17 protein-coding genes are annotated in these 16,376 nt (G+C 65.6%); 4 read left to right on the top strand and 13 right to left on the bottom strand.

The window, feature by feature from the left end; genetic code table 11:
• Positions 1-688 precede the first annotated feature (688 nt).
• From ACIBJI_RS12420 to recO, 5 genes are all read right to left on the bottom strand, one after another.
• On the bottom strand, positions 689-1,468 hold the full coding sequence (locus ACIBJI_RS12420; protein ID WP_364339303.1) for an ABC transporter permease: 780 nt from the start codon (positions 1,466-1,468) through the stop codon (positions 689-691).
• A 1-nt stretch (position 1,469) separates the two neighbouring features.
• Positions 1,470-2,432, bottom strand: coding sequence for an ABC transporter ATP-binding protein (locus ACIBJI_RS12415; protein ID WP_397084053.1), 963 nt, complete (start codon positions 2,430-2,432; stop codon positions 1,470-1,472).
• A gap of 114 nt (positions 2,433-2,546) precedes the next feature.
• Positions 2,547-2,975, bottom strand: coding sequence for a YbjN domain-containing protein (locus ACIBJI_RS12410; RefSeq protein ID WP_364339299.1), 429 nt, complete (start codon positions 2,973-2,975; stop codon positions 2,547-2,549).
• A gap of 13 nt (positions 2,976-2,988) precedes the next feature.
• Positions 2,989-3,810 (bottom strand): isoprenyl transferase, encoded by an 822-nt coding sequence (locus tag ACIBJI_RS12405; RefSeq protein ID WP_364339789.1) that lies wholly within the window; start codon positions 3,808-3,810, stop codon positions 2,989-2,991.
• Positions 3,811-3,970: 160 nt separating this feature from the next.
• Positions 3,971-4,744 carry a DNA repair protein RecO gene (recO, locus tag ACIBJI_RS12400; RefSeq protein WP_364339297.1) on the bottom strand — a complete coding sequence of 258 codons (774 nt, stop codon included), beginning with the start codon at positions 4,742-4,744 and terminating at the stop codon, positions 3,971-3,973.
• 243 nt (positions 4,745-4,987) lie between these two features.
• Between recO and ACIBJI_RS12395 the strand changes: the two genes are divergently transcribed.
• Positions 4,988-5,488: an HIT family protein gene (locus ACIBJI_RS12395; RefSeq protein WP_364339295.1), complete on the top strand. Its 501-nt coding sequence runs from the start codon at positions 4,988-4,990 to the stop codon at positions 5,486-5,488.
• Between the two features lie 21 nt (positions 5,489-5,509).
• Positions 5,510-6,283: a M15 family metallopeptidase gene (locus ACIBJI_RS12390; protein ID WP_364339293.1), complete on the top strand. Its 774-nt coding sequence runs from the start codon at positions 5,510-5,512 to the stop codon at positions 6,281-6,283.
• Positions 6,284-6,365: 82 nt separating this feature from the next.
• Here the strand turns inward: ACIBJI_RS12390 and ACIBJI_RS12385 are convergent, their stop codons facing one another.
• Positions 6,366-6,965, bottom strand: a complete 600-nt coding sequence (locus tag ACIBJI_RS12385; RefSeq protein ID WP_364339291.1) for a TetR/AcrR family transcriptional regulator — start codon at positions 6,963-6,965, stop codon at positions 6,366-6,368.
• Entirely contained in the window at positions 6,952-7,818 is an 867-nt protein-coding gene (locus tag ACIBJI_RS12380; RefSeq protein ID WP_397084050.1) for an alpha/beta fold hydrolase, read from the bottom strand. Before ACIBJI_RS12380 ends, ACIBJI_RS12385 begins: the two co-directional genes overlap by 14 nt.
• A gap of 162 nt (positions 7,819-7,980) precedes the next feature.
• Here ACIBJI_RS12380 and ACIBJI_RS12375 point away from each other — a divergent pair, with 162 nt between their 5' ends.
• The gene (locus ACIBJI_RS12375; RefSeq protein ID WP_397084048.1) at positions 7,981-9,411 is read left to right on the top strand and encodes an amidase; all 1,431 of its coding nucleotides are present in this window, start codon (positions 7,981-7,983) and stop codon (positions 9,409-9,411) included.
• 170 nt (positions 9,412-9,581) lie between these two features.
• On the opposite strand, the gene era is transcribed toward ACIBJI_RS12375, so the two are convergent.
• The 6 genes from era to ACIBJI_RS12345 form a co-directional block, all read right to left on the bottom strand.
• Positions 9,582-10,517 (bottom strand): GTPase Era, encoded by a 936-nt coding sequence (gene era, locus ACIBJI_RS12370; RefSeq protein ID WP_364339285.1) that lies wholly within the window; start codon positions 10,515-10,517, stop codon positions 9,582-9,584.
• Positions 10,486-10,845: a cytidine deaminase gene (locus ACIBJI_RS12365; RefSeq protein ID WP_364339283.1), complete on the bottom strand. Its 360-nt coding sequence runs from the start codon at positions 10,843-10,845 to the stop codon at positions 10,486-10,488. Before ACIBJI_RS12365 ends, era begins: the two co-directional genes overlap by 32 nt.
• Complete coding sequence (locus tag ACIBJI_RS12360) at positions 10,842-12,191, bottom strand: hemolysin family protein (RefSeq protein WP_364339281.1); 1,350 nt, start codon at positions 12,189-12,191, stop codon at positions 10,842-10,844. The genes ACIBJI_RS12365 and ACIBJI_RS12360 overlap by 4 nt, the downstream gene beginning before the upstream one ends.
• On the bottom strand, positions 12,188-12,742 hold the full coding sequence (ybeY, locus tag ACIBJI_RS12355) for an rRNA maturation RNase YbeY (protein WP_364339278.1): 555 nt from the start codon (positions 12,740-12,742) through the stop codon (positions 12,188-12,190). The genes ACIBJI_RS12360 and ybeY overlap by 4 nt, the downstream gene beginning before the upstream one ends.
• Before the next feature lie 64 nt (positions 12,743-12,806).
• On the bottom strand, positions 12,807-13,868 hold the full coding sequence (locus ACIBJI_RS12350) for a PhoH family protein (RefSeq protein ID WP_364339787.1): 1,062 nt from the start codon (positions 13,866-13,868) through the stop codon (positions 12,807-12,809).
• A 219-nt stretch (positions 13,869-14,087) separates the two neighbouring features.
• Positions 14,088-15,005: a LysR family transcriptional regulator gene (locus ACIBJI_RS12345; RefSeq protein WP_364339276.1), complete on the bottom strand. Its 918-nt coding sequence runs from the start codon at positions 15,003-15,005 to the stop codon at positions 14,088-14,090.
• Positions 15,006-15,093: 88 nt separating this feature from the next.
• Between ACIBJI_RS12345 and ACIBJI_RS12340 the strand changes: the two genes are divergently transcribed.
• Positions 15,094-16,308 carry an MFS transporter gene (locus tag ACIBJI_RS12340; RefSeq protein ID WP_397084046.1) on the top strand — a complete coding sequence of 405 codons (1,215 nt, stop codon included), beginning with the start codon at positions 15,094-15,096 and terminating at the stop codon, positions 16,306-16,308.
• The last annotated feature ends 68 nt before the right edge of the window (positions 16,309-16,376 follow it).

Here is a 16,376-nt window from a genome sequence, read left to right as displayed (position 1 = left end):
CGCAATCTCCTCTTCGCTCCGCACTCCGGACGACACACCGCATCGCTACCCCACACAGCGCAACCACCTCGCGCATCACCACCGCCTCGCACAACGCCCGGCGCGCAATCTCCTCTTCGCTCCGCACTCCAGACCGACACCGCATCGCTACCCCGCACAGCGCAACCGCCTCACACAACATCCAGCACGCCACAGCATCCTCACTCTGCATTCCGGACCGACACCGCATCGCTGCCGCGCACAGCGCGCACTAACGCTGCCTCGCACCGCGCCCGACACGCCATCGCCTCTTGGCTCCATATGCCGGGCCGGGGCCACATCGCCACTCCGCATCGCGCAACTGCCTCGCACGCCACGGCATCCCCGTCCGAACGCCGACACCGCATCGTGTACCCGACTCGCATGTCAGCGCCGTGCACGGCGTGCCACCCTGCACGGCACAGCCGCCCAGCACCGCACACCCGCCCAGCCTCGTGGCCGCGCGACACCGTATTGCCCGCCGATGCGGAATCGCTGAACAGCCGCGCCCGGCAACCTCGCATCACATGGTCAACTCGCACGACGCCACCGCACAACACCGCCCAGCACGTCACGGCGGACCCCGGCACCGTAGGGCCACTGGCCGCGGGCACTGAGCACTGCATAGCCGCCCACCCTCCTGGGCAGGCGGCTGGTCGTGCCCGATCGTTCAACGTGCGGTGTCACGGCGGAACAGAATGGCCGCGCCGCCGACGAAGATCGTGGCCCAGACGACGACATTGAGGATGGCCAGCGCGATCGATCCTGCGCTGGTGTCGCCGAAGGGCATGCGGGCCAAGGTGGCGACGCCGTTTGTCGGGAAGATCTTGGAGACCGTCTCGAACCAGCCGTGCAGCGGCATGAACAGGCCGCCCGCGAAGGACAGGCCCGCGAGGGCTGGACCGAGCAGTTGCATGACATTCTCCGAGGGCAGCAGGTAGCCGACGAACAGGCCGAAGGCGGCGAAGACCAGCGAGCAGATCCACGCGAGCAGGAAGCAGCTCACCCAGGCGGTGACCGTCAGGTGGGCGCCGAAGATTCCCCCGATGAGGAAGACCGCAGTAACCGAGACCAGCCCGAGCACCATCGCGACGGCGACCTTGGTGGCTATGTAGGCGACGGGACGCAATGGGGTGAGCCGCAATTGGCGGCTCCACCCCTGCGCGCGTTCGATCGCGACCATGGCGCCGCCGCTAGTGGTGGCCAGCATCGCGCCGTACACCGCCATCGACACCATCACATAGCCGGTCACATTGCCCGATCCGAATGACTCTGTCCGGTAATCGGATTGCACGCCGAAGATGACGAAGAACAGCGGCGGCATGACCAGTGTGAAGATCATGGTGCGCCGATTGCGCAGCATGCGGCGCAGTTCCAGGCGCAGGAAGCCGAGACTGAAGCCGCCGAGTGAGATGCGCGTCGAAACAGCTTGTGGGGCAACGGTTGTCATTTCAATTGTCTCCGGTGGTGAGCGCCAGGAATGCGGATTCGAGATTGTGCGAGGTGATTTCGAGATCGACTGCGGTGGTCTCGGTGAGCAGATAGCGGGCGATGGCGTCGGAATCCTTGGTGTGCACGATGATTCGGTCACCGCGCAGCTCGACGTCATCGATGCCCGGGACCGCGAGCAGGCGGGCAGGATCGGCACCGGGCAGTGTCGCACTGACGGCGCGTCCCGCGGCCAGGTTCTTGATCTCGGCGGCACTGCCGTCGGCGACGACGCGACCCGCACGCACCAGCACGATCCGATCGGCGTATGCGTCGGCCTCGTCGAGGTAATGGGTAGCGAACAGGACGGTGCGGCCGCGATCGGAATCCTCGCGCATCGCATTCCAGAATCCCCGGCGCCCTTCGACATCCATGCCGGTGGTCGGCTCGTCGAGCACGATGAGATCCGGATTCGGCAGCAGCGCGAGTGCGAAGCGCAGCCGCTGCTTCTGGCCGCCCGAGCATTTGCCGACCAGCCGACCGCCGATATCGGCGATACCGGCGCGCGCGAGCACCGCATCGACCGACCGCGGATGCGCGTGCAGGGTGGCCACCAGTTGCACGGTCTCGGCGACGGTCAGATCAGGCAGTAGGCCGCCGGACTGCATGACCGCCGAAATGCGGCCTGCCGCAAGCGCTTCCGCTGGTGGGCCGCCGAAAACCCGGACACTGCCGGAGTCCGGCGTTGCCAGCCCGAGCAGCATATCGATGGTGGTGGTCTTACCCGCGCCATTGGGGCCGAGGAAAGCGATGATCTCCCCCGGAGCGACCACCAGGTCGAGTCCGTCGACGGCATGCACCTCGCCGCCGCCCTGGAGTCGGAAGCTCTTGTGCAGGTCGCGCAGTTCGATCGCAAACGACGCCCGGTGCCTGCCCGAGCCGCCCGCCGCGGCCAAGATGGCCGTGGATGTCAGTGCCGATGTCATGACTCAACGGTCACGCAAACCGGGGGCCGATACCTCGCACGTGTGTCACGAACCTGCCATGACATCTGTCATGCAGTCAACGGCCATGCAGTCAGCGGCCATGCGGTCGACGACTCAGGGCAGCAGTCCCTGCCGCGCCTTACCCGCGCCGGAGAGCACCAGCAGCAGCATGGTGGCCAGCGCCTGATCGTCCAGACCGGCGGCCGGAAAGGTATAGCGCAACATGACATCGGCCTGATTGCCGCGGGTGATCAGCGTGATCGAACCGAACTGAAGCGCACTGTTGCGCTCGGCGACTCGCTTGTGCAGCTGCGGCTTGAGCGGGCGGTCCCAGGCCAGCACGCAGGTCAGCGTCAGCACATCCAGGCCGGGTGCCAGCGTTACCGCGCGCAACGAGCACAGCGCGCCCTGGTATTCGAAGCCGATCGAACCCTCCGGGTCGACGCGCACATCGACGTCGTAGAGCGATAGGCAGGCGCCGGCGCGGGCCTGTAGCTCTTGTTCGGGGGTGACTGCTGCGTCCATATCGGTGCCGCCGTTCATTTGCTGCCGCCGTTCACTTGGTCCCCCCGAAGCGGCGATCACGCGAAGCGTACTGGAGACAGGCCTCCCACAAGTTGCGCCTGTCGAAATCGGGAAACAACGTGTCCTGGTAGACGAACTCGGCATAGGCGGACTGCCAGATGAGGAAGTTCGAACTACGGAATTCGCCGGACGGGCGCAGGAACAGGTCGACGTCCGGCATATCCGGCTCGTCCAGGTATTTGGCGATCGTCGCCTCGGTCACCCGCTCCGGATCGATCTCACCTGCGGCCACGCGACGCGCGATTTCCCTTGCCGCATCGGCGATTTCGGCGCGACCACCGTAGTTGACGCACATGGTGAGGGTCATCACCGTGTTGTCCTTGGTCAGCTCCTGCGCGGTCTCGAGTTCGTTGATCACGCTGCGCCACAGGCGCGGTCGCCGCCCCGCCCAGCGCACTCGCACACCCATTTCGTGCATCTCGTCGCGGCGGCGGCGGATGACGTCCCGGTTGAACCCCATGAGGAAGCGCACTTCATCCGGGCTGCGCCGCCAGTTCTCGGTGGAGAAGGCGTAGGCCGAGAGCCACTTCACACCGATCTCGATGCAGCCCTCGACGGTGTCCATCAGGACAGCCTCGCCGCGCTCGTGCCCCGCGGTGCGCGGCAGCCCGCGCTCCTGCGCCCAACGACCGTTGCCGTCCATCACCAGCGCCACATGATTGGGCACCAGCTCCGGCGGCAGTTCCGGTGGCGTCGCCCCCGATGGATGCGGCGACGGCGGACGGACGGTGCGTTCGGCACCCGACCGTGCGCTGGTCGACCTGGTCGGCGCGGCAGAGTCTCGACGGAGGATCACGGCAACTATCCTGCCTGATGGTTGTGGAGAGATTGTGCGGACCACCTGATCGGATGTGCAGGCGGTTTGGTCCGAGCGACCATTCAACGCAGAATTCCGCGGGATCCCCCGTGAGTGGCGAGGGAATGGGCGCTCAGGCCCTCGGACCTGGCGCCGTTCAGCCCGCTTGTCCGGCCGTAGCGGATACCGTGCTCGTTCCGGGTGAGCGCTCGACCAGCGGCAGGGTGCGCAGCTGACGCTCCAGATGCCACTGCAGATGGGCGGCGACCAGGCCGCTGGCCTGTCTGCGGACTTGTTCGGGGACCTGCTCGACGTAATCCCAGTCGCCCTTCAGCAGGGCGATCAGCAGGTCGAGCACGCCCGGGGCCGGGGTGGCCGAACCGGGTGGGCGGCAGTGCACGCAGACCGCGCCGCCGGCGGCGACATGGAAGGCACGATGCGGGCCGGGCGTCGCACAGCGCGCGCATTCGTCCAGTGCGGGAGCCCAACCGGCAAAACCCATGGCGCGCAACAAATATGCGTCGAGAATCAGCTCGTGCGGGCGCTGTTTGGCGGCGATCGCCCGCAGCGCGCTCGCGGTCAATGCGTGCAGCTTCGGTGCGGGTGCGCGCTCCTCACCGGCCAGCCGCTCGGCGGTCTCCAGTACCGCGCATGCCGTGGTGTAGCGCCCATAGTCGTCGACGATATCGGCGGCGAATGCCTCCATGGTGTGCACCTGGGTGACGGTGTCGAGATTGCGCCCCGGATGCAACTGCACGTCCACATACGCGAACGGCTCCAACCGCGCCCCGAACCGCGACTTGGTCCGCCGCACCCCCTTGGCCACCGCCCGCACCAACCCGTGCTGCCGCGTCAACAACGTGACAATGCGATCCGCCTCCCCCAGCTTATGCTGGCGAACCACAACCGCCTCGTCCCGATACAACCGCACGCCCCTATCCTCCCACGAACCCCCGACCCTCACGCCCAGGCACGGCCTTCGGAACACATCGACGCCATTCGCGGTGTTCGAGCACGCCTCACTCGTCATCGAGCGCAGGCGACGGCGTCGACGAAGGCCTGATCTTTCTGCTCGTATGGGTAGTCGGCGAGTCGAACGGATTGCCGGTGCCCCTCGGGCGACGCGGACGAGTATGGCTCGCGAGGACCGTCATAGATCCAACTGGAGGGGAACGTGCGTGGAGATCGAATTCCGTTCGACGTGGCTGCCTACCTAACGCGGGTGCGATCGGGTGGCTGCTTCATCTGCGGCCTGGTGGCGGGTGCACCCGGTTCCGAGCACGAGGTCGTCTTCGATGACGGCACGCATATCGCATTTCTCGGGAGATATCCGACGATGTACGGGCACGTCCTGGTGGCTCCGAAGGCGCATATCGAGCATGTTGTCCGGGATTTCGAACAGGACGCGTTCCTGCGATTGCAGGCGGTGGTCTATCGGGTCGCGCGTGCTGTAGAAGCCGTCGTGCCGTCCGAGCGCACCTATCTGCTCTCGCTCGGTAGCCAGCAGGGGAATACGCATGTGCACTGGCATGTGCAGCCGCTTACGCCCGGGACGCCGTATGAGCGTCAGCAGTTTCATGCGTTGATGGCGGAGAACGGGGTGATTCCGTGGTCGGCTGCGGAGGCGGCAGAGTTGGGCGGGCGGTTGCGCGCGGAACTCGGTCCGAGAACGTAGATCGGTGGTTATGATCTGCGAATGCGCGGAATTCGGTTCTGCTCAGCGGTTTTGGCGGCGGTCGCGACTGTCGCGGTCGCGAGTTGCACAGACGACCCGAGCTCGCCCGCGGCCGATGAGACGGCATTCGTTTCGGTGACGGAGCTCGATCCGACGATCGTTGTCGATGCGCGGTACTTCGGGGAGCACAACTTCATCGGTGGGCGGATCAATGGGTATGAGGCGCCGAAGTGCTTGTTGACGAAGCAGGCCGGTGCGGCGCTTGCGGAAGTGCAGCGGGAATTGCGTCCGATGGGGTTGGGGCTGAAGACCTACGATTGCTATCGGCCGCAGCGGGCGGTGGACCAATTCGTCAGTTGGGCAAAGGATCTCGGCGATACCAAGATGCGCGCGGAGTTCTATCCGATGGTGGACAAGGCGAATCTGTTCCGGGACGGGTACATCGCGGAGAAGTCCGGACATAGCCGGGGCAGCACCTTGGATCTCACGATCGTCGCGCTTCCGCCCGCCGATCAGGAGCAGTATCACGGCGGTGATCCGCTGCGCGCCTGCACACTGCCCGCCGACCAGCGCTTCCGGGACAACAGCCTCGACTTCGGCACCGGCTACGACTGCTTCGACCCGCTCGCGCATACGGCCAACCCGACACCGAACGGTAACCAGCGCGCACTCCGGGAGTTGCTCGCAAACCTCATGGACGAGCACGGTTTCAAAAACCTCCCCGAGGAATGGTGGCACTTCACCTTGAAGACCGAGCCATTCCCAACCACATACTTCGACTTCCCTATCCAATAGCCGACTCGACACAACCCGTGCCCTCCCACACAAGTTGCGACCTATGTGTGGAGACCACCAGTTATGCGACACCGGGCAAATGTCAGGTGCGGAGAATCCCTCCGATGAGCAGCATCAGCGACTGCTGCGCCTGCGCTTGCGCGGCCGCCTTATCCGTGGCGTGGGCAACGATCAGTCCCGCTTCGGCGACCGCGCTGAAAATCAGTTGAGCCAGGACCGGAATCGGCGCGTCGGCGATCAGCCCCGCATCGCGGGCGCGTTCCAATTCGGCGATGACCAATCCCAGCCCATGGCGCGCCTCGAACTCGCGAAACGCCTGCCAGCCGAGGACGGCGGGGGCGTCGTAGAGGGTGATACGGATCATCTCCGGGCGCTGACAGATCTCCAGGAAGACATTCAGGCCGATGGCCATCGAGGTGAGGATGTCATCGGGATTCCCTGCGCCGATGGCTTTTTCGATTTCCTGCGTGGTCTCGACCTCTATTTGCTCGAGCACGGCCAGGAACAGTCCGCGCTTATCACCGTAGTGGTGGTGCAGGGCACCGCGAGTGACTCCCGCCTCGGTCACGAGTTCCTCGGCCGAGGTCGCCGCGAAACCGCGCTCGGCGAACAACCGGCGACCGGCTTGTTCGAGCGCGGCTCGGGTGGCACGGGAGCGATCCTCCTGACTACGGCGTTGCATGCGCCCGAGTGAACTCCAGAATCGTTTCGGAGAGCAACTCGGGCTGATCTTCGGGCAGGAAGGTGTAGGAGTCGTCGATGAACTTCAACGTCGCGTTCGGCAGCTCCGCGGCCAGGCGTTCGGCGAATTTCACCGGGAAGATTTTGTCCTCGCGGGCCCAGGCGATCAGCACCGGAATCCGCACCGACGGAAATCGGGTGGCGGCGTCGAGCGTGTAGCGACGATGCACGGTCTTCAGAAACCGGCGCAGATCCTTGCGGATCGCCGCCGAATTCCGGCTCGGCCACAGGTAGGAGTCGGCGATCTCCGGCGGGACCGGGCGCTTTGCCACCCAGCCGAAGGCGATCGGCAGACGATGCAGCGCACGAATCCGCATCAACTCGGTCAGCGGCCGTAGCGAGCCGGGCACCCGCGCCAGCACGGGCAGCGCCGCGAAGGCAGGCGGGAAGAACGCCTCGTAGGCGTCGCACGAGGTCAGCACGACGCGGCCGATCCGCTCCGGTCGACGGGTCAGCAGCAGTTGGGTGATCGCGCCGCCGGTGTCGTTGGCGACCACGGTGACGTCGATGAGGTCGAGTCGCTCCAGGAACTCGGCGATCAGATCGGCGACCCCGGTGGGCGTGAGATCGGCTGTGGGGACCGGGATTTCGTGTGAGCCGAGCGGTAGGTCCGGACTGAGGCAGCGATAGCCCGCCGCCGCGATGGTGGGAACGACTTTGCGCCAGAGATCGGAGTTGACGAGCAGACCGTGTACGAAAACGACCGGCGCGCCCTGCCCCGTGTCGTGAAACCGAATGCGGCCGCCGGGGAGATCCACCTCATGCGTGCGGCCGAGTGACGTACTGATTCCCATGGTTCCTCCATGTGTTGGCAGTGTGTTTCCACCATTACATACATACGGTATGTATGTCCACAGTTCAGCCTCCTACCTGGGGTGGAGATTCGTGAGCCGATGTGGACGGTTGACCAACTCCGCGCTACGGTGCAACGAACGATTGAAGGAGACGGAGCTCACATGACGGTGTCCGACGCCACCCTGCGCCCATTCGAGACCGCCGAACTCGGCCTCGCCGACTTCGCGGCCGCCCTCGCACAGGGCAGGATCAGCTCCGTGGCCGCGGTCGGCGCCGCGCTGGACCGGATCGAGGCGAGCCAGCCGACCCTCAATGCCTTCCGCATCGTCCGGCGCGAAAAGGCACTCACCGAAGCGGCAGCGGCCGACGAGCGCCTGGCCTCGGGTGCACGACTCCCCCTGCTCGGCGTACCGATCGCGATCAAGGACGACACCGATATCGCCGGTGAGCCAACGGCATTCGGCTGCGGCGGCGATCTCCCGCCGAAAACCGAAGACGCGCAAGCGGTTCGACGGCTGCGCGCGGCCGGTGCGGTGATCGTCGGCAAGACCAATACCTGCGAACTCGGCCAACTGCCGTTCACCAGCGGTGCCGCCTTCGGCCACACCCGCAACCCATGGGGTGCCGAATACACACCGGGCGGCTCATCCGGCGGCTCCGCGGCCGCCGTCGCGGCCGGATTGGTACCCGCGGCACTGGGTTCCGACGGCGCGGGCTCGGTCCGCATCCCGACCGCGTGGACCAATCTCGTCGGCATCAAACCGCAGCGCGGCCGCATCTCCACCTGGCCGGCCGCCGAGGCATTCCACGGGCTCACCGTGAACGGACCGCTGGCACGCACCGTCGCCGATGCCGCACTGCTGCTCGATACCGCCGCCGGACCGAATCCCGGCGATCTGCACACACCCGAACCACTCACCGTGTCCGATGCCGTCGGCCGCGATCCGGGACGACTGCGCATCGCCCTCTCGCTGCGAATCCCGTTCACCGCCACCAGAACCGCGCTGCATCCGGAGGTCGAAGTCGCGGTGCAGCGCATCGCCACCACACTGCGTCGCCTCGGTCATTCGGTAACCGTGGCGGACCTGCACTACGGCATCATGATCGGCGCTTCCTTCCTACCGCGCTCGCTGGCAGGGGTCAGCCACGTCCACGACAGAATGCCCGGCATACAAGTGGATCCACGCACTACCGCGAATGTCCGGTTCGGCCGTGCACTCAGCGGGCCCGCACTGTTCGCGGCACGTCAAGCGGAAACGTTGCTGCACAAGCGAATCGGCGGCTTCTTCCGCGACTACGATCTGGTGCTCGCCCCGACCACCGCGACTCCCCCGCCGCGTGCCGAAGAGATCGATGGCATCGGCGTCAACGCCACCAACGACCTCATCACAGCCGCATGCCCATACACCTGGCCCTGGAATGTACTCGGCTGGCCGGCGGTGAATGTTCCGGCCGGTTTCACAGATAATGGCCTGCCGGTAGGCGCGCAACTCATGGGCACCGCGAACACCGAACCACTCCTGGTTTCCGTTGCGGCACAACTGGAATCGGAGATACGCTGGGAACGCCACCGCCCCGAACCGTGGTGGTGAGTCAGCGATCGGGCGAGGTCCAGACCTCCCGCACTTGCGTCGCGAACCTTCCGAAGCACTCCCGGCGGCCCGGAATCAGCACGGACAGCCGCCAACGGGCCGACTATAACAGTGCGGGCGCATTGCCACAGCGGGCTCGAATGCTCCCCATTTTCGGGGTATCCCTGCCGTCAGAACCCCAGCTTGCCAAGCTGTTTCGGGTCGCGCTGCCAATCCTTGGCAACCTTGACGTGCAGGTGTAGGTAGATGCGGACACCAAGGATGTGTTCGATTTGTTGGCGGGCGTTGGTGCCGACCTCTTTGAGTCGCGCGCCACCCTTGCCGATGACGATGGCCTTCTGCGAGGGGCGTTCGACGTAGAGCAGGGCGTGCACGTCGAGCATGTCTTCGTTCTCTTCGCGCGGAAGGACCTCTTCGATGACCACGGCCAGCGAATGCGGGAGCTCGTCGCGCACGCCCTCCAGGGCGGCCTCGCGGATGAGTTCGGCCATGAGGGTTTCCTCTGGCTCGTCGGTGAGCTCACCGTCGGGGTAGAAGGCCGGACCCTCTGGCATTTTCGAGGCGATGACGTCGACGAGGACCTCGACCTGTTCGCCCTTGACGGCGGAGACCGGTACGACATCGTTGTCCGGGCCGAGTAGTCGCGACAGCGCCATCAGCTGTTCGGCGACCTGGTCGCGGCTCACCTTGTCGATCTTGGTGACCACACCGAGCAGGGTCGTCTTCGGCGCCATCTGCTTGATCTGCTGCAGGATCCACTTATCGCCGGGGCCGATTTTCTCGTCGGCCGGAATGCACAGCGCGATCACGTCGACTTCGGAATACGTATCGCGGACAAGGTCGTTCAGGCGTTGACCGAGCAAGGTGCGCGGCCGGTGCAGCCCCGGGGTATCGACCAGGATGAGCTGGGCATGATCGCGGTGCACGATGCCGCGGATGGTGTGGCGGGTGGTCTGCGGACGCGAGGAGGTGATCGCGATCTTCTGCCCGACCAGCGCATTTGTCAGGGTCGACTTGCCGGTGTTCGGGCGGCCGACGAAACAGACGAACCCGGAACGGAATTCGGTGGTCTTCTCAGCCACCCTGCACCTCCGCGCCCGCGGCATCGTCGACGATCTCGAAGACCGCACCCGAACGATCGGTGAAGACGATGCGCGCCTCGGGCGAAACCTCGCGAACCGCGGAGACCCCCGCATCCGATAATCTGCCGCCGACGACCACGGCCGCCTCGAATCCCTCTGCACCACTGGAGATCGCGGCCGCGACCGCCGCCTGCAGCGCGGTCAGTCGCAGGGACTCCAAGGCGACATCACCGGCCGCGTAGGTGCGGCCGTCGGTATCGCGGATCGCCGCGCCCGAGTTGCCGTCGGTGCGGCCGAGCGCGCCCTTGGCAAGCACCACGAGTTTGGTGTCCTCGGCATCCAATTCGGTCATTCGCTATCTCCGTTCTCATCACGATCGGACGGGATTTCCCGCTCGGATCCGTTACTTTTGCGCTTGCCGTTGGACTTCTCGGCATGCGATTTTTCCTGCGCCTTGCGCACCACGACGGTGTGCACCCGCACCCGTCCCCGCGCGTCCGCACCGCCTTCACCACGCAGCAGCAAACCGTGCACAACGGCTTTGGAGCCGGGCAGCGGCACCCTGCCCAGTGCGTGTGCGAGTAGGCCGCCGACGGTATCGACGTCCTCCTCCTCGATTTCCAGGCCGTACAGTTCGGCCAGATCGTCGACCGACAGCCGCGCCGAAACCCGGTAGCGGCCCTCGCCGAGGTCCTCGATGGGCGGAGTTTCGTCGGTGTCGTATTCGTCGGCGATCTCACCGACGATCTCCTCGAGCACATCCTCGATGGTCACCAGCCCGGCGATGCCGCCGTATTCGTCGACCAGCAGCGCCATATGGTTTCTGCGGCGCTGCATTTCATCGAGCAGGCTATCCAGCGGTTTGGAGTCGGGCATGAACACCGCCGGACGCATGGCATCGCGCACCTGCACCTTGCGACTTCTATCCGCATACGGCACAAGATCTTTCAGATATACCACGCCGAGGATGTCGTCGACGTTCTCGCCGACCACCGGAATGCGGGAATGACCACTGCGCACCGCGAGCGACATCGCCTGTGCCGCGGTCTTATCCGCCTCGATCCAGACCATTTCGGTACGCGGCACCATCACCGCGCGGGCCGGGGTATCGCCGAGTTCGAAGACCGACTGGATCATTCGGCGTTCATCGTCGGCCACCACACCGCGTTCACCCGCCATCTCGACAACTTCCCGCAACTCGATCTCGGATGCGAAGGGGCCATTGCGAAATCCCTTACCCGGGGTGATCGCATTACCGATGAGGATCAGCAGCCTGCTGACCGGACCGAGCACCGTGCCGATGAACTGCAGCGGCAGCGCCGATGCCAAGGCGATGGAGTAGGCGTGCTGTCGACCGAGTGTGCGCGGTCCGACGCCGATCACCACATAGTCCACCAGCACCATGACGGCGGCGGTGAACAGCAGCGCCCAATTGTCATCCCACAGCGGAATCAATGCCGCCGCCAACAGCACCGTCGCACAGATCTCGCACAGAATACGAAGCAGCACAAGCAGATTCACATATCGCGGCCGATCGGCCACGATCCTGGTCAGCCGCACCGCGCCGGGCCGCTCCGCCCGGACCATATCGTCGAGACGTGCCGGTGAGATGGTGTTCAGCGCCGAATCGACTGCGGCGAACACTCCACCGACCGGGACGAGCAGAACCGCCAGCAGGATCAGGGTCAGCGAACTCACGCGGGGCCTAGCGCCTCACCGGGCGTTGTGAAACCGGCCTTCCCCAGCAGCCGGGCATCGCGCTCGGCCAATTCGGCTCGCCGCTGTGCCTCGCGCAGGCTTTCATACCACTCCTCGAGCAGCCGCGCCTGCAGCGCGAACATCTCCTTCTCCTCCTCCGGCTCGGCATGGTCGTAGCCGAGCAGGTGGAGCACGCCGTGCACGGTGAGCAGCGCGAGTTCGTGATCGAGCGAGTGACCGGCCTTGCGGGCCTGGCCCGCGGCGAATTCGGGGCACAACACGATATCGCCGAGCATGGACGGACCCGGTTCGGCACTGTCGGGGCGACCACCGGGCTCCAGTTCGTCCATCGGGAAGGACATGACATCGGTCGGGCCGGGTAGGTCCATCCAGCGCATGTGCAGATCCGCCATGGTGTCGAGATCGACGAGCACCATCGACAGCTCGGCCGCCGGATGCACATCCATCCGGCGGATCACGAATCGCGCGACACTGACCAGGTCTTCTTCGGGTACGTCGACACCCGACTCGTTGGCGATCTCGATGCTCACCTGATCAGGGTATTCGGTGTGCCCGGGTCCGCACCGCGCGGCTGGCCCGGACACGTCCGTCCCACTATCGCCGATCTCCCCGGCTCGCGGCACGACGCTGTGCGCGATTGCCCGGATAGTGCGGTCCGACCTGGGTGACCCGTTCGGCCTCGGCCCGCTCGTAGGCGTCGACGATATCGGAGACCAACCGGTGCCGAACCACATCGCTGCTGGTGAGCTGGGCGAAATGGATATCTTCGATGCCGGTCAGGATCTCACTCGCCGCGCGCAGACCCGAGCGCGCGCCATTGGGCAGGTCGACCTGGGTGACGTCACCGGTCACCACGATCTTCGAGCCGAATCCGAGCCGGGTGAGGAACATCTTCATCTGCTCGGCCGTGGTGTTCTGCGCTTCGTCGAGAATGATGAACGAATCGTTCAGCGTGCGACCGCGCATATACGCCAGCGGTGCGACCTCGATGACACCGGCCGCCATCAGCTTCGGAATGGCCTCCGGATCCATCATGTCGTGCAGCGCGTCGTAGAGCGGTCGCAGATACGGGTCGATCTTCTCGTTGAGTGTGCCTGGCAGGAAGCCAAGACGCTCGCCCGCCTCGACGGCGGGACGGGTGAGGATGATCCGGTTGACCTGCTTGGTCTGCAGTGCCTGTACGGCCTTGGCCATCGCCAGATACGTCTTGCCGGTGCCCGCGGGGCCGATGCCGAACACGATGGTGTTGGCGTCGATCGCGTCGACGTAGCGCTTCTGGTTGAGCGTCTTGGGCCGAATGGTTTTACCGCGCCGGGACAGAATGTCCAGGCTCAGCACCTCAGCCGGGGATTCCGAGGAACCCTCGGTGAGCATGGATACGGTGTGGCGCACCGCCTCCGGGGTCACCACTCGATTGCGACCGGTCAGCGCGACGAGCTGCTCGATCACCCGCTCGGCGAGCGCGACATCGGCCGCCTTGCCGGTGAGGGTGACGGAATTGCCGCGGACATGGATATCTGCATCCAGCAACTGCTCGAGTTCACGCAGGTTCTGGTCGGCCGAACCGAGGAAGGGGAAGACGGATTCGGGAGCGAGTTCGATGCTGGAACGCACGGTGCGCGCTGCCGGGCCCGAACCGTTGTCTGCGGCACCGATGCCTGCCGTGGGGGTGGTCGGGTCGCCGATCTCGCCTTGTGTTCTCAAAAGTGGCTATAGCCTGCTTTCCGGTCTCGAATTGCTGCGTCGTTGATGAAAGTTTAACGCGCCCCACTGACAACACGCATTGAATAAACGGCTACCTACGCCGTAGCGATTGCTTGCAGGTCGCTCGAAAATGGTCAGCGGCCAGCGTGGCGATTGCCTGGCGGTCGCTACTTACCGTCGTGGCATCGGGATCCCCCCGCGCCGACGTGCCCAATCCTCGGTGAAGTCACGAAATCGACGCACCGCATCCGATGGCGGAGCGGTCGCCGACCAGATCAGCCCCACATCACGGGCCGCTGCGGCATCGGCGAGCGGGACGGTCACGATGCCTGATAGCGAACCGGCTGCGGGCGTGGGATCTTCCAGCGGCAGCAGCGCGACGCCGAGTCCAGCCGCGACCAGACCCGCGGCGGTGCGCAGATCGCTCGATTCGAAGGCGATGCGGGGGCGGATATTCGCGGTGGCGCAGAGTTCGTCGAGAATGCGGCGCATACCGAAACCCGAGTGCATGGTGATGAATTCGGCGTCGCCGAGATCGGCGAGACGGATCTGTCGGCGGGCGGCGAGCCGATGTTCCGCGGGCACGGCCAGCGCGAGCGGCTGCGCGAGCAGTTTGCGCCAGCCGATGCCCGGGACCGACGGACGGGGCGACACGATCGCCAAATCCGCTGTGCCGTCCACTATCTGATCGATTACCGCATCGAACGCACCCTGCCAGAGGGTGAACGAGATGCGGGACGAACCGCGCCGGAAGCCGCCGATCAGTTGCGGGATCAGCCAGCTGCCGAAGGAGTGCTGAAACGACAGGCGGACAACGCCTTTCGCGGGATCAGCGAGATCGGCGACGGCCTGCGCGGCGGCATCGAGTTCGGACTGGGCACGGCGGGCGTGTTCGTAGTAGGTCCGGCCGAACTCGTTCAGCACGATGCGTTTTCCGTGGCGGTCGAAGAGTTCGACGCCGAGACGGCGCTCGAGACGGGCCAGCATGCGCGAGAGCGTCGGCTGGGCGATATGCAGCCGCTCGGCGGCCGCGCCGACGCGCTCCAGCTCGGCGAGTGTCGTGAACCACAGCAGGTCGTCACCCAGCACGTCCGGACCTTTCCTTATGCATCTAGCACATTAGAAACCAGATTACTATTCATTTCCTTTCTTAATGGCGAGTCTCGATCCTGGTGCCATGACCAGCACATCGCACGAACGTCGGATCACTACAGCGCTGTTCGCCGCAGGGCTGGCCACCTTCGTGTCGATGTACAGCGCGCAGGCGTTGCTGCCGAGCCTGTCGGCCGCATTCGGAGTCGCCCCGGCGCAGGCCGCGCTGGCCGTGTCGTTGACCACCGGGTTTCTCGCGTTGGCGATCGTGCCGGTCAGTGCGTTGTCCGCACGGATCGGACGGACCAGGGTGATGACGGGGTCGGCGGTGATGTCTGCGGCCATCGGTCTGCTGCTGCCGTTGAGTCCATCGCTGGAGGTGCTGCTGGCGGGGCGGGCGCTGCAGGGCGTGGCATTGGCCGGAGTGCCTGCCGTCGCGATGGCGTATTTGGCGGAGGAGATCAGTGGGGACGGGTTGGGCGCGGCGATGGGCGTCTATGTCGCGGGCACGTCGATCGGCGGGTTGTCCGGGCGGTTGATTCCGGCATTCGCTTTGGATCTGGCCTCGTGGCGCTGGGCCGAGGCCGCGGTTGGCGTTGCGGCGGCCGGTTGCACCGTTTGGTTCGTGCGTGGGTTGCCGCCGTCGCGTGGGTTCGTCGCCCGACCCGCCGGAATGCGCACCGTGCTGCGCGATATCGGCGCGCCGTTGCGGCACGGCGGGCTGCTCGCGCTGTTCGGGTTGGCCTTCGTATTGGTCGGCGGATTCGTATCGATCTACAACTTCCTCGGCTATCGGCTGACCCGGCCGCCGTTCGAATTGCCTGCGGCCGTTGCGGGTTCGGTGTTCCTGCTGTACCTGGCAGGCACGCTCGCCTCGGCCGCGGCAGGGCGTTGGGCCGATCGGATCGGTAAGCACCGTGTGCTCGCGGCCTCCGTCGCACTGATGGGCATCGGAATACTGGTCACCATTCCGGACCAGTTGATCGCGGTCATCTTGGGGATAAGCCTTTGCACCGCAGGGTTTTTCGGTGCCCACGCGGTGGCGAGCACCTGGGTCGGCGCGATAGCTCCCGGTGGCGCCGCATCGTCGCTGTACCTGTTCACCTATTACCTCGGAAGCGCCATCATCGGTGGTACGGCAGGCATCGCATATGCGAAGGGAGGATGGGTCGGTCTGGCGGCCTGCGTCGGGGCGCTGCTGGTCGTGGCCGCAGTTCTGGTGTGGTACTTGACGATTCACGCTCGCAGCGGAGTCGAAACCGTTGCCGCTTCCGAAGTATGCGCCGCGCCGACGGCGTGATATCCGACAGTCACCTGCGGTGTCGGCGCTCATGACCGCGGGGTCGCAGGCCAATGATCTCGGAGCCT

The sequence above is a fragment of the Nocardia sp. NPDC050408 genome (assembly GCF_044458905.1).
Lineage (GTDB): Bacteria > Actinomycetota > Actinomycetes > Mycobacteriales > Mycobacteriaceae > Nocardia.
The sequence above is the reverse complement of the archived record's forward strand: the minus strand, read 5'-3'. Positions and strand labels throughout refer to the sequence as shown.

Coding starts and splice junctions, on each gene's coding strand:
- ACIBJI_RS12340 (WP_397084046.1), top strand. CDS start 15,094: ATGACCAGCACATCGCACGAACGTCGGATCACTACAGCGCTGTTCGCC.
- ACIBJI_RS12380 (WP_397084050.1), bottom strand. CDS start 7,818: ATGGGAATCAGTACGTCACTCGGCCGCACGCATGAGGTGGATCTCCCC.
- ACIBJI_RS12375 (WP_397084048.1), top strand. CDS start 7,981: ATGACGGTGTCCGACGCCACCCTGCGCCCATTCGAGACCGCCGAACTC.
- ACIBJI_RS12385 (WP_364339291.1), bottom strand. CDS start 6,965: ATGCAACGCCGTAGTCAGGAGGATCGCTCCCGTGCCACCCGAGCCGCG.
- era (WP_364339285.1), bottom strand. CDS start 10,517: ATGCCGCGGGCGCGGAGGTGCAGGGTGGCTGAGAAGACCACCGAATTC.
- ACIBJI_RS12390 (WP_364339293.1), top strand. CDS start 5,510: ATGCGCGGAATTCGGTTCTGCTCAGCGGTTTTGGCGGCGGTCGCGACT.
- ACIBJI_RS12420 (WP_364339303.1), bottom strand. CDS start 1,468: ATGACAACCGTTGCCCCACAAGCTGTTTCGACGCGCATCTCACTCGGC.
- ACIBJI_RS12410 (WP_364339299.1), bottom strand. CDS start 2,975: ATGAACGGCGGCACCGATATGGACGCAGCAGTCACCCCCGAACAAGAG.
- ACIBJI_RS12415 (WP_397084053.1), bottom strand. CDS start 2,432: ATGACATCGGCACTGACATCCACGGCCATCTTGGCCGCGGCGGGCGGC.
- ACIBJI_RS12365 (WP_364339283.1), bottom strand. CDS start 10,845: ATGACCGAATTGGATGCCGAGGACACCAAACTCGTGGTGCTTGCCAAG.